The organism is Streptomyces sp. YIM 130001 (genome assembly GCF_003574445.1).
Classification (GTDB): domain Bacteria; phylum Actinomycetota; class Actinomycetes; order Streptomycetales; family Streptomycetaceae; genus Streptomyces.
The window spans coordinates 72555-83971 of the sequence record NZ_KZ984566.1 but is presented as its reverse complement, the minus strand read 5'-3'; the positions used below and the strand labels follow the sequence as shown (position 1 = coordinate 83971).

Annotated in this window: 11 protein-coding genes; 5 read left to right on the top strand and 6 right to left on the bottom strand. The window is 71.3% G+C overall.

Going from position 1 to position 11417, the window contains the following annotated elements; all coding sequences use genetic code 11:
• Positions 1–92: 92 nt before the first annotated feature.
• Positions 93–1385 carry a M18 family aminopeptidase gene (locus DSC45_RS29050; protein WP_119294952.1) on the top strand — a complete coding sequence of 431 codons (1293 nt, stop codon included), beginning with the start codon at positions 93–95 and terminating at the stop codon, positions 1383–1385.
• Between the two features lie 133 nt (positions 1386–1518).
• Here the strand turns inward: DSC45_RS29050 and DSC45_RS29045 are convergent, their stop codons facing one another.
• The gene (locus DSC45_RS29045) at positions 1519–2280 is read right to left on the bottom strand and encodes a hypothetical protein (protein ID WP_240434900.1); all 762 of its coding nucleotides are present in this window, start codon (positions 2278–2280) and stop codon (positions 1519–1521) included.
• Between the two features lie 137 nt (positions 2281–2417).
• Here DSC45_RS29045 and DSC45_RS29040 point away from each other — a divergent pair, with 137 nt between their 5' ends.
• On the top strand, positions 2418–3005 hold the full coding sequence (locus DSC45_RS29040) for an ArsR/SmtB family transcription factor (protein WP_119294951.1): 588 nt from the start codon (positions 2418–2420) through the stop codon (positions 3003–3005).
• A gap of 226 nt (positions 3006–3231) precedes the next feature.
• Entirely contained in the window at positions 3232–3792 is a 561-nt protein-coding gene (locus tag DSC45_RS29035) for a DUF4232 domain-containing protein (RefSeq protein WP_119294950.1), read from the top strand.
• Positions 3793–3822: 30 nt separating this feature from the next.
• Here DSC45_RS29035 and DSC45_RS29030 read toward each other — a convergent pair whose 3' ends face one another.
• Positions 3823–5649: an NHL domain-containing thioredoxin family protein gene (locus DSC45_RS29030; RefSeq protein WP_119295020.1), complete on the bottom strand. Its 1827-nt coding sequence runs from the start codon at positions 5647–5649 to the stop codon at positions 3823–3825.
• A gap of 38 nt (positions 5650–5687) precedes the next feature.
• Here DSC45_RS29030 and DSC45_RS29025 point away from each other — a divergent pair, with 38 nt between their 5' ends.
• Positions 5688–6185 (top strand): LURP-one-related/scramblase family protein, encoded by a 498-nt coding sequence (locus tag DSC45_RS29025; protein WP_119294949.1) that lies wholly within the window; start codon positions 5688–5690, stop codon positions 6183–6185.
• A 22-nt stretch (positions 6186–6207) separates the two neighbouring features.
• Here the strand turns inward: DSC45_RS29025 and DSC45_RS29020 are convergent, their stop codons facing one another.
• The gene (locus tag DSC45_RS29020; RefSeq protein ID WP_119294948.1) at positions 6208–7041 is read right to left on the bottom strand and encodes a carbon-nitrogen family hydrolase; all 834 of its coding nucleotides are present in this window, start codon (positions 7039–7041) and stop codon (positions 6208–6210) included.
• A 172-nt stretch (positions 7042–7213) separates the two neighbouring features.
• Between DSC45_RS29020 and DSC45_RS29015 the strand changes: the two genes are divergently transcribed.
• On the top strand, positions 7214–8038 hold the full coding sequence (locus DSC45_RS29015; protein ID WP_119294947.1) for a maleylpyruvate isomerase family mycothiol-dependent enzyme: 825 nt from the start codon (positions 7214–7216) through the stop codon (positions 8036–8038).
• Between the two features lie 67 nt (positions 8039–8105).
• Here DSC45_RS29015 and DSC45_RS29010 read toward each other — a convergent pair whose 3' ends face one another.
• From DSC45_RS29010 to DSC45_RS29000, 3 genes are all read right to left on the bottom strand, one after another.
• Positions 8106–9410 (bottom strand): MFS transporter, encoded by a 1305-nt coding sequence (locus tag DSC45_RS29010; protein ID WP_119294946.1) that lies wholly within the window; start codon positions 9408–9410, stop codon positions 8106–8108.
• On the bottom strand, positions 9407–10159 hold the full coding sequence (locus DSC45_RS29005; protein ID WP_119295019.1) for a GntR family transcriptional regulator: 753 nt from the start codon (positions 10157–10159) through the stop codon (positions 9407–9409). The genes DSC45_RS29010 and DSC45_RS29005 overlap by 4 nt, the downstream gene beginning before the upstream one ends.
• 79 nt (positions 10160–10238) lie before the next feature.
• Entirely contained in the window at positions 10239–11255 is a 1017-nt protein-coding gene (locus DSC45_RS29000) for a DMT family transporter (protein ID WP_119294945.1), read from the bottom strand.
• Positions 11256–11417: the final 162 nt, after the last annotated feature.

Below are 11417 nucleotides of genomic sequence, written 5' to 3'. Positions count from 1 at the left end.
GCCCTGCCTGCGAACTGCCGTCTGCTCAGCCCCGTGCGGGCCCGCTTGTCCGTACCGGGAGGCGGGCCCGTACCCATCGATACAGTGAACGCATGAACAGACCGCACGCCCGCTTCGACCGCGGACACACCGACGACCTGATGTCCTTCCTGGCCGCGAGCCCGTCCCCGTACCACGCGGTGGCGAACGCAGCCGCGCGGCTCGAGAAGGCCGGCTTCAAGGAGATCGCGGAAACCGATCCCTGGGACACGTCGACGGGCGGCAAGTACGTGCTGCGGGGCGGCGCTCTGATCGCCTGGTACGTGCCCGAGGGGGCCGCCGCCCACACGCCCTTCAAGATCGTGGGTGCGCACACCGACTCCCCCAACCTGCGGGTCAAGCCGATCCCGGACAGCGGCTCGCACGGCTGGCGTCAGGTCGCCGTCGAGATCTACGGCGGACCGCTGCTCAACTCCTGGCTCGACCGCGACCTGGGCCTGTCCGGCCGCCTCACCCTGCGCGACGGCACCACCCGCCTGGTGAACGTGGACCGCCCCCTGCTCCGCGTACCGCAGCTCGCCATCCACCTGGACCGCAGCGTGCACACCGACGGTCTCAAGCTGGACAAGCAGCGGCACCTGCAGCCCGTCTGGGGCCTCGGCGACGCCCACGAGGGCGACCTGATCCGGTTCCTCGAGCAGGAACTCGGGCTCGCCGCCGGCGAGGTCACCGGCTGGGACCTGATGACCCACTCGGTGGAAGCCCCCGCCTACCTCGGCCGCGACCACGAGTTCGTCGCCGGCCCCCGGATGGACAACCTCCTCTCCCTGCACGCCGGTACCGCCGCCCTCGCGGCCACGGCGAGCGACTCGCTCGACTTCATCCCCGTCCTCGCGGCCTTCGACCACGAGGAGAACGGCTCGCAGTCCGACACCGGCGCCGACGGCCCGCTCCTCGGCGGTGTCCTGGAGCGCTCCGTCTTCGCCCGCGGCGGCTCCTACGAGGACCGCGCACGCGCCTTCGCGGGAACGGTCTGCCTGTCCTCCGACACCGGCCACGCCGTGCACCCCAACTACGCGGAGCGCCACGACCCGACCCACCACCCCCGGATCAACGGCGGGCCGATCCTCAAGGTCAACGTCAACAACCGCTACGCCACGGACGGTTCGGGACGAGCCGTGTTCGCCGCCGCCTGCGAGCGGGCCGGGGTGAACTTCCAGTCGTTCGTCTCCAACAACGCCATGCCCTGCGGCACCACGATCGGCCCGATCACCGCTGCCCGGCACGGCATCAAGACCGTCGACATCGGCGTCGCGATCCTGTCGATGCACAGCGCCCGCGAGATGTGCGGCGCCGAGGACCCCGTACTCCTGGCCAACGCCCTCGCCTCCTTCCTGGAGAGCTGACCGGGTCAAGGACCCCAGAGCCGCTGCCGGCCGGCCCGCACGCACCCGGCTTCGGGCCCCTGGTCCACAACTCCCGGCGGTCCCGGGGCACTTGCCTCGGGACCGCCGCTGTGTGCGGCGCCGCCCGGCCCGGTCACTCGTAGGGCCGGATTCCCACCACCGCGTCCAGGGATATGCGGTTGTCGCCCACCGGAGACGGCAAGTCGAGCCGGTGGTCCAGCACCCTGCCGAGTGGCCCGCAGCCACTCGTACACGGAACGGCGAACCGCCGGTCCTCGGCGCCGAAGGCGACCACGAGCGGCTCCTCGGAGATCACCCGCGTGGGATCGGTGTCCTGGAGCACCAGGTGGACCGCGTCCCGGTCGCTGCCCACCGCGCACGCGTGCCCGCCGCCCGGCACCCCGCGCAGGCCCACCGCGAACGTCAGGTCCAGCTCACCGCGCCGGACGTCGTCCGACTCGAAGTCCGAGTAACCGCCGTACTGCGGAGTGAGGGTGAGAGGCGATCCGCCCACCCGGATCGGCTCGGCCGTCATGTCCCCGAAGACCTGGCGGAACGCACCGTCCACCCGGCCCTCGGCGAAGGTGATCCGGATCGGGCGGTCGATCGGCTCGTCCACACCGCCGACTTTCAAGTGGCCGGTGGCCTCCATGGCTTCGCACCGCCACGTCCCGGGATCCGCGTCCGCAGGGAGCTCGGCCCTGGCCGGGCAGGCACCGAAGTCGAACTCCGGTACCCGCTCCGCGCCTTCCGCGTCCCGCGCCTGCGCGGGACCGGCCGCACCGGCCACGACCACCATCAAGGCCCCGGCCACCACACTGCCGATCCGGCGCCGCAGGACGACCCACCTCCTCGCATCCGCGCTCCTGCTCTTCGACTGCCGCGCATCCCTCACTGCCGCCCCCTCGCTCCCCGTACAGCCGGTCACTGTCGATTCCCGTTCTCGTTCGCTTCCTGCCGTCCAGCATTACAGATTTTTCTCTGCAGAGAAATACCTGCAGAGAAAAATCTGTCATCGGCTACGCTGGACCCATGACGGACGACCCGCACTCCGCAGACCAGGACCCACCCGCCGAGGGGCACCGCACGGTGGACAGCCCCGAGGCGCTCAAGGCCATGGCCCACCCCCTGCGCCTGCGGATACTGCGCCACCTCGGCACCCGCGGCCCCGCCACCTCGACGACCCTGGCGGCCGACCTGGGGGAGAACACCGGGACGCTCAGCTACCACCTGCGCATGCTCGAGCGCGGGGGACTCATCGAGGACATCCCCGAGCGTTCCGGCGGACGCGAGCGCTGGTGGCGCGGCGTGCGCGGACTCGACATCCGAAGGCCGCCGCAGGAGGAGATGACAGAGGGGGAGCGGGCCGTCGGACGCGAGCTCGACCGGCTCCGGACGGAGGAGGACATACAGCTCGCCCGCCGGTTCGACGCGGAGCAGGCGGGCTCCGAGGGATGGATGCGCGGCTCCAGGGGCCTGAGCCATCTCACCAAGGAGCAGTTGGACGCCTTCCACGACGAGTACCTCGTCCTGCTCGCCCGCTACGCCCACGGACCCGAGGACGCACCGGAAGGCTCCCGCCCGGTACTGCTGCGCTGGTTCGGCGTCCCGGCGGACTGACCCACCAGCGGAACCCAGGGCCGCCCGGCAGGGCAGAGCCACGCCGATCCGAGCCCCGCCGACCCCGCGCTCATCCGACAATTCCCCTTTTTGGCGGGCAAGTCGGATGGAACTGGGCGGGCTCCGGGGGCGTCTGGAAACAGAGACGGCACCACAGCCGTCCCGCACACCGGCCGGGCGCCGGCCCGGCAGGAGTGCGCCGACCACGTCCCCACGGGGGTAGAAGATGTCCACGTTCCGCAGGCGCGCCGTCCTCACGGCAGCCGCCACCACCGCACTCGGCCTCGGCCTCGCCGGATTCGCGTCCGCAGGCTCCGGCCCCACCTCCGAAACCACGGCGGCCCCGGCCTCCCGTACGGCCCCGGTGTGCACCAACGCCACGACGGACCTGAGCATCGCACCCGCGCCCCGCCCGGTGAACCACCAGCTGATCACCCTGACGAACACCGGCGAGCGCAGCTGCACCGTCCTCATCCACCCGACCGTCAGCTTCGGCCCCGACCTCGACGGCACCGCCCAGGGCCTCACCGACGGCAGCCACCCGACCAAGTTCACCGTGAAGCCGGGGGACTCCGTCTACGCCGGCCTGCGCACCAGCCCCGCCGACCAGCAGGACGACGGCCGCCCGAACGCCGACCACGTCGCCGTCGACCTGGTCAAGTCCGTGGGCAGCGACGGATCCACGACCGACTTCGGCAAGCCGCGCCGCCTCGCCGTGGACGACCTGTTCATCTACGAACCGACCGTCACGCCCTGGCAGCCGACCGCCGAGGACGCCCTCGGCTGACCCCGCCGCCGTCCGCCCGCCGGGCTCACGTCATGCGTCGAGCCCGGCGAGTACCAGGCCGAGCCGCGTCTGCGCGCCCTCGGTGACGCGTAGCGGAACGCCCCAGTCCTGCTGGTGCACGTGGCAGGCCGCGTACTCGGCGCCCGCCTCCTCGTCGTCGCAGGAGGCCGCCATCGCCGACACGTGCAGCACCCCCTCGGCGATCTCGGGGTTCAGGCGCAGTCCGCGCGACAGATCGGTTCCCGCGCCCGAGCCGTCCGCGAGCAGCTCGGCCGGCGTGGCCGAGACCAGGAGCCGGGTCGAGGGACCGTAGCGGGTGTCGAGCTTCTGCCCCGCCGGCGCCTGGAAGACCACGTCGAGCCGCAGCTCGCCCGGCGCCACCTCGGTCGCGTCCCGCCTGGTGCGGTGAGCGACCGCCTCGACGCGTACCGCCTCCTCCGGCAGCCGCAGCCGGGTCAACCGGTGCCGGGCCGATTCGACGACCACGATGTCGCTGCCGGCGAGTACCGCGTCCGAGGGCTCACGCAGATCGGTGGCCAGGGTGCTGACCTGACCCGTCGCCGGATCGAAGCGGCGCAGAGCGTGGTTGTAGGTGTCACTGACCGCGACCGAGCCGTCCGGCAGGGCGGTGACCCCGAGCGGGTGCTGGAGCAGGGCCTGGCCCGCGTCCCCGTCCCGGTGGCCGAAGTCGAAGAGTCCGCTGCCGACCGCCGTGTGCACGGACCGGGATCCGTCCCCGGTGGCCGGGTCGATCCAGCGCAGCGCCGAGGTCTCGGAGTCGGCGATCCACAGCCGCTCCGCGGTCGCCGCGAGCCCGGACGGCTGGGCGAACCAGGCCTCGTCCGCGGGGCCGTCGACCAGGCCCTCGTTGGTGGTGCCCGCCGCGACGGCCACCGTCCCGGTCGCCGGGTCGTACGTCCACAACTGGTGGACACCGGCCATCGCGACCCACAGCAGACCGTCGAACCAGGCGACGTCCCAGGGCGAGGAAAGGTCCACCTCGAGCGCCGGGCCCGAGGTCGGGGAGCCCTGCCACCACTGGCGCCCGGTACCGGCCACCGTCTCGATCGCGCCGGTCGCCGGGTCGTACGTCCGCAGGGCGTGGTTGACCGTGTCCGCGACGAGCACCCGGCCGGCGAGCGGGCCGGCTTCCTCGGGGAGCAGCGCGAGGCCCTGCGGTTCGTTGAACTCCTCGGGGCCGAAGCCGCGCCGGCCACTGCCCACGCGGCGCACCACGCTCTCGCCGTCCGCCTCGAGCTCGACCAGCTGATGCCGCGTCGAGTCGGAGACCAGGAAGTTCCCCGAGTCGAGCCGCAGCGCCTTCCCCGGGAAACGCAGATCGGTGGCGACCGGCTCGGGTGGCACGTACGGGCCGTCACCGCGGCGCAGGGTGCCCTTGGCCGCGTGCTCCGCCTCCAGCTCCTCGACCAGCTTCTCGATGGCGTGGGCATGCCCCTCGCCGGCGTGCTGGGCGACGATGTACCCCTCGGGGTCGATCACCACGAGCGTGGGCCAGGCCCGTACCGCGTACTGCTTCCAGGTCGTGAGGTCGGGGTCGTCGAGTACGGGATGCGCGACGCCGTAGCGCTCGACGGCATCGACGACGGCCTGATGCTCGGCCTCGTGCACGAACTTCGGCGAATGGACACCGATGATCACCACGGTGTCCCGGTGCTTCTCCTCGAGTTCACGGAGCTCGTCGAGTACATGCAGACAGTTGATGCAGCAAAAAGTCCAAAAATCAATGATCGTGATACGTCCTCGCAGGTCAGCGAGGTTGTATTGCTGTCCGCCTGTGTTCAGCCAGCCGCCTCGGCCGACCAGTTCGGGAGCCCGAACGCGTGCACGTGTCGCCATGTCACGGTCCAACGGCGCGAACGGGGTACGCATTCCCCATGAAATTCCTGGTACGAGACCGGATCTTCGGCATCGGCGACGACTATTGGATCGAGGACGAGCACGGCAACAAGGTCTTCCTCGTCGACGGCAAGGCCATGCGCGTCCGCGAGACCTTCGAGCTCAAGGACCGGGACGGGAACGTCCTGATCGACATCCGGCAGAAGCTGATGTCACTGCGCGACACCATGATCATCGAACGCGGCGACGAGCAGCTCGCCAAGGTGCGGCGCAAACGCCTGTCCCTGCTCCGCAACCACTTCCGGGTGCAGCTGGTCGACGGCACGGAGCTGGACGTGAGCGGCCGGATCCTCGACCGCGAGTTCGTGATCGAGTACGACGGCGAGATGCTCGCGCACATCTCCCGGCGCTGGCTGCGCGTCCGGGACACCTACGGCGTCGAGGTGGTGCGCGACGACGCCGACCCGGCCCTGCTCATCGCCCTCGCGGTCTGCGTGATCCGCCTCGCGGAGAAGGAACGGGAGGGCGACGGCTGAGACACCCTCGGTAGAGGAGGGCTCAACTCCCCGTACGGGGCGGGAAGTCGGACAGATCCGGTGTGTCGAGGCCGAGCCGCCGGTCCTTGAGGGCCGGGAACTGCTCGCGGGTCTTCGCCACCTTCGCCGGATCGAACTCGACGGTGAGCACCTCCTCGCCGGCACCCGCCTCGGCGAGCACCTCGCCCCACGGGTCGACGGCGATGCTGTGCCCGGCCTGCTCGATCCCCGCATGGGTGCCGGCGCTGCCGCAGGCCAGAACGTACGACTGGTTCTCCACCGCGCGGGCCTGGGCCAGCAGCGTCCAGTGCGCGCGACGGCGCTCCGGCCAGCCGGCGGCGACCACCAGGGTCTCGGCGCCGGCATCGACGAGGTGCCGGAAGAGCTCCGGGAAGCGCAGGTCGTAGCAGGTGGCGAGGCCGATCGTGGTGTCCGGCAGGGCGGCGGTGGCCGGTTCGGTGCCGGCACCCATGAGAACGGCCTCGCCCTTGTCGAAGCCGAAGCGGTGGATCTTGCGGTACGTGCGGACGAGGGTGCCGTCGGGGTCGAGGAGGAGCGTGGTGTTGTACAGCCGCTCCTCGCCGGAGGCGTCCGCGGCCCGCTCGACGACCGAACCCGCGTAGAGCCAGACCCGGGCGTCGCGCGCGGCCTCGGACATCGACTCGTAGGTGGGGCCGGTCAGTTCCTCCGCCTCGGCGGCGAAGAGGTCGTAGGCGAAGGCCCCCGTCGTCCACAGCTCCGGCAGCACGACGAGGTCGGCGCCCCCCTGCTCACGGACCAGTGAAGCCACCCGCTGCCGACGGGAATTGACCGATTCCTCAGGGTCTGCGGCGATCTGGAGGAGAGAGGCGCGCACACTACCACCGTCCTGGTATTCGAGTCGTGGCTACGGCCTACGATCGTCACACGAAACCACTGCAACGGGTACTTGGGTCAGCGTACTGTGCCTTTCCGGGGGTCCCCCCCGGTCCCCCGTACCGCCCGCAGTGCCGTTCTGCCCGCGCATCCGAAACCGTCCGAGGGGTCCCGTGACCGTCCATCCCAGCCTTCAGACCTATGCCGATGCCTGGACCCACTCAGTCACCGCGATATCCGAGCTGGTGACGCCGCTCGCGGAGGGTGAGTGGAACTGGGCGACGCCGTGCCCCGGCTGGTCGGTGCGCGATCTCGTCTCCCATGTCATAGGCCTCGACTGCGAGATGCTCGGCGATCCCCGGCCGATCCACACCCTGCCGCGCGACCTCTACCACGTACAGAACGAGATCCAGCGGTACATGGAGATGCAGGTCGACGTCCGCCGGCACCACACCGCGCCGGAGATGACCTCCGAGCTGGAGTACACGATCATCCGCCGCTCGCGGCAGCTGCGGAACGAGGCGCGGGATCCGCAGACGATGGTGCGCGGACCGCTCGGTACCGAGGAGACCCTCGAAGCCGCCACCCGTAAGCGGGCGTTCGACGTGTGGGTGCACGAGCAGGACCTGCGGGTGACGCTCGACAAGCCGGGCAACCTGGACTCGCCCGGAGCGCTGGTGGCCCGGGACGAGGTGCTGACCCATCTGCCCAAGGTGGTCGCCAAGCGGGCTGCCGCGCCCGCCAGTTCGGCCGTGGTGTTCGACGTACACGGGCCCGTCGAGTTCCTGCGGACGGTGCGGATCGACGCCGACGGGCACGGGACGATCGACGGCGCTCCGTCGCTCGGGCCCGCGGCGACCATCAGCACGGACTGGGAGACGTTCTTCAAGCTGGCCTGCGGGCGGGTCAGGCTCGGTTCGGTCGGTGACCGGATCAAGGCCGAGGGCGATCAGGAGCTGGCGCAGGCGATCCTGGAGCGGTTCACCATCACGCCGTGAGCCCGTACGTGCGCCTGCGGTCGGCGTGAGCCGGCCGAGCCCGGGCCGCGCGGGGCCCGGGCGTCGCTCATGCCGGTACGTGGACCGCCTCGACCCGGCTCGCGACCAGGCGTTCGCGCTCCCTGCGGTCGGCGTGCAGCCGTAGCCGCAGGATCTGGGCGATGCCGACCGCCTCCAGGACGAAGATCGAGGAGAAGGCGATGCGGTAGTTGTCGCCGGTGAGGTCGAGCAGGACGCCGACGGCGAGCAGCATGGTCATCGAGGCCGTGAAACCACCCATGTTGACGATGCCGGACGCGGTGCCCTGACGTTCCGGCGGGTTGGCCGGACGGGCGAAGTCGAAGCCGATCATCGAGGCGGGGCCGCAGGCGCCGAGTACCGCGCAGAGCGTGATGAGCAGCCACATCGGGGCACGGTCACCGGGGAAACCGAGCGTGCAGGCCCACAGCAGGCCGGTCGCGCCGATGGTGCCGAGGGCCAGTGGCGCGCGGGCCCGGTGGTGCCGGGCGATGATCTGTCCGTAGACGAGACCGATGGTCATGCTCGACAGGACGGTGAGCGTGAGCAGTTCCCCCGCGGTGGCCCGGGAGAGACCCTGCGCTTCGACGAGGAACGGCATCCCCCACAGCAGGGTGAACACCATCATCGGGAACTGCGTGGTGAAGTGCACCCACAGGCCCATCCTCGTCCCGGGTTCCCGCCAGGCCTGCGCGATCTGGGCGCGCACGAAGCGTGCGCCGCGCGAGGCCGGCCGCGCTGCCGGCTCTCCGTGGCCCTCCGGGTGGTCCTTGAGGAACAACAGCGTGAGGGCGAGCACCAACACCCCGAACAGTGAGCTGCCGACGAACGCGCCCGTCCAGCCGATCCCGTCGAGGAGCCGGGACAGGACCAGCGTGGAGACCAGGTTGCCGCCCATTCCGACGAGGCCGGCCAGCTGTGCGACGAGCGGGCTGCGGCGGGCCGGGAACCAGCGGTTGCCGAGCCGCAGCACGCTGATGAACGTCATCGCGTCGCCGCAGCCGAGCAGTGCACGCGCGGCCAGGGCCATCCCGTAGCTGGGCGAGAGCGCGAAGCTGAGCTGGCCGAGAGTGAAGAGCATGGCGCCGAGGCTGAGGATCTTCTTGGTGCCGAAGCGGTCGACGAGCAGCCCGACGGGTATCTGCATGCTCGCGTAGACGAGCAGCTGGAGGATCGAGAACGTGGACAGGGCCGAGGCGTTGACCTCGAAGCGGTCGGCGGCGTCGAGGCCGGCGACGCCGAGCGAGGTCCGGAAGATCACCGCCACGAAGTAGACGGAGACGCCGACGGACCAGATGGCGACGGCTCTGCGGCCGCCGGGCGGATCGCCGGGCAGGGTGGCGGGCGAGGTCATCGGACCTCGCCCCGGGCCAGCTGCGAGATGCGCTCGACGTGCCGGTGCACCGTGCCGACGGCTGCGTCGGCGTCGCCGGTGCGCAGCGCCTCGAGGATCTCCTCGTGCTCGACGAGGGTCTTCGCGACGCGGTCGGGGTGCGAGTGGAGGAAGGCGACGCCCATCCTCAACTGGCGGTCGCGCAGCTGGTCGTAGAGCCGGGACAAGATGGCGTTGCCGCCGCTGCGGACGATCTCGGCGTGGAAGCAGCGGTCGGTGACGGCCGCACCCTGCAGGTCGCCGGCGGCCGCCTGCTCCCGCTGCTGCTCGAGGAGTTCCTCGAGGCGGGCGATGAGCTGCGGGGTGGCGGGCAGCGCCTTGCGGGCAGCGTGCTCCTCGACCAGCATCCGGGTCTCCACCACGTCCGCGATCTCCTGCGCCGACACCGGCAGAACCAGGGCGCCCTTCTTCGGATACAGCTTGAGGAGGCCCTCGACCTCCAGCTTCAGGAGTGCCTCGCGCACCGGGGTGCGGGAGACCCCGACATCGGTGGCCAGCTCACCCTCGGTGAGGAGGGTGCCGCCCTCGTAGCGGCGGTCCAGTACGCCCTGCTTCACATGCTGGTAGACGCGCTCGGCGGCAGGCGGCTGCTTGGCCGCGGCGGGCTGCTGTCCCGCCGGCGGCTGCGCGGCGGACCGCTTCGGGGACTGCTGCGCGGCGGCGGGAGAGGCGGCGTCGGAGGGGGTCGCGGGCGCTGGAGCGGGTGGCATGCGCACAGCTTAGATACAACAAGGGTGCAACAGGGAACCCGTCCGCGATACGGGACAGTGCCTTCCGCTTCGTCGCGCCTTATCGGGTTTTGTCGCGCTCGGCGGACACCTGGTCCGCGGTGTCCGAAGCGCCGACCACGGACCCGTTCGACGAGGCGACCACCCGCCCCGGACGCGCACCGGCCGCCGCCGCGAGCACCACCGCGCCGAGCGCGACCACCACGCCGACCACGGTCGCGACGGTGACGTCCGCGGAACCGTGCGGCAGGAACAGGTCGAGGCAGAGCGAGCCGACCAACTGCCCGGTGATCGTGCACAGACCGAGCACCAGCACGCCGAGCCGCTGCACACTCACCACGGCGATCGAGATGAACACGATGCCGACAAGACCGCCGAGGTACAGATACGGCTGGGACGGCAGCTCGCCCGGCATCCCCGACGCCAGCGCGTACACCGCGGCGACCACGGTGAGCGCGGCCGTCCCGGTCAGGAAGTTGAGGAACGTCGCCGTGTAACCGGAATCCGCCGAGATCCGCACATGGCCGTTCACCGCCTGCTGCCAGCTCACGCACAGCCCGGCCGCCAGCGGCAACAGCAGCATCCAGTACGGGAACTGCCCGGCCAGCTTGTCCGCCATCGAAAGGCCCACCGCGACCAGGACCAGGACGGCGCCGAGCACCCGGCGCCGGGTCGGCCGCTGCGGACCGGCGGGCCCGAGCCCCACCCGGTCGAAGAGCAACCCCCCGCTGACCTGCCCGGCCACCACCGCGACCGTGAACAGGGCGACGCCGAGCGCCTCCACGGTGATCCCCTGCGACAGCACGAACGCGCCACCGCCGAAGCCTCCGAGCAGCTGCCACCAGTTGAGCCGCCCGCCGCGCACATCACGCAGCACCCGGCCGAGGCCGGCCCGCGGCCCGCGCAGCACGGCGAGCCCGATCAGCAGCACGAGCAGCCCGGACCCGAAGGAGATGACGGCGGCACTCGAGCCGTCGCCGACGGCCGTGGCGAGCTCCCCGTTGATCCGGGCTTGCAGGGAGATCAGGGCGCCGGAGAAGACGGCCAGGAGAACCCAGTAGGGCGTGGCGGCAGGCATGAGCGTGTACGACCTCGGAAGGGGAACGGTCAGGGAGTCGCGTGCGGATCCGTATCGGACGGGGCGATGCGACCTCCCCACACTCTCAGCTTGCCACCGGACCCGTACGACGTGTCCACGACGAGAACCACCGCCCCGGGCGCCGCCGCCCCGTCCTCCGGG

What these genes read in the sequence shown, in the direction of transcription:
- DSC45_RS29025 (WP_119294949.1), top strand. Translation starts at nt 5,688, where the DNA reads ATGAAATTCCTGGTACGAGACCGGATCTTCGGCATCGGCGACGACTAT.
- DSC45_RS29035 (WP_119294950.1), top strand. Translation starts at nt 3,232, where the DNA reads ATGTCCACGTTCCGCAGGCGCGCCGTCCTCACGGCAGCCGCCACCACC.
- DSC45_RS29030 (WP_119295020.1), bottom strand. Translation starts at nt 5,649, where the DNA reads ATGGCGACACGTGCACGCGTTCGGGCTCCCGAACTGGTCGGCCGAGGC.
- DSC45_RS29050 (WP_119294952.1), top strand. Translation starts at nt 93, where the DNA reads ATGAACAGACCGCACGCCCGCTTCGACCGCGGACACACCGACGACCTG.
- DSC45_RS29005 (WP_119295019.1), bottom strand. Translation starts at nt 10,159, where the DNA reads ATGCCACCCGCTCCAGCGCCCGCGACCCCCTCCGACGCCGCCTCTCCC.
- DSC45_RS29040 (WP_119294951.1), top strand. Translation starts at nt 2,418, where the DNA reads ATGACGGACGACCCGCACTCCGCAGACCAGGACCCACCCGCCGAGGGG.
- DSC45_RS29010 (WP_119294946.1), bottom strand. Translation starts at nt 9,410, where the DNA reads ATGACCTCGCCCGCCACCCTGCCCGGCGATCCGCCCGGCGGCCGCAGA.
- DSC45_RS29000 (WP_119294945.1), bottom strand. Translation starts at nt 11,255, where the DNA reads ATGCCTGCCGCCACGCCCTACTGGGTTCTCCTGGCCGTCTTCTCCGGC.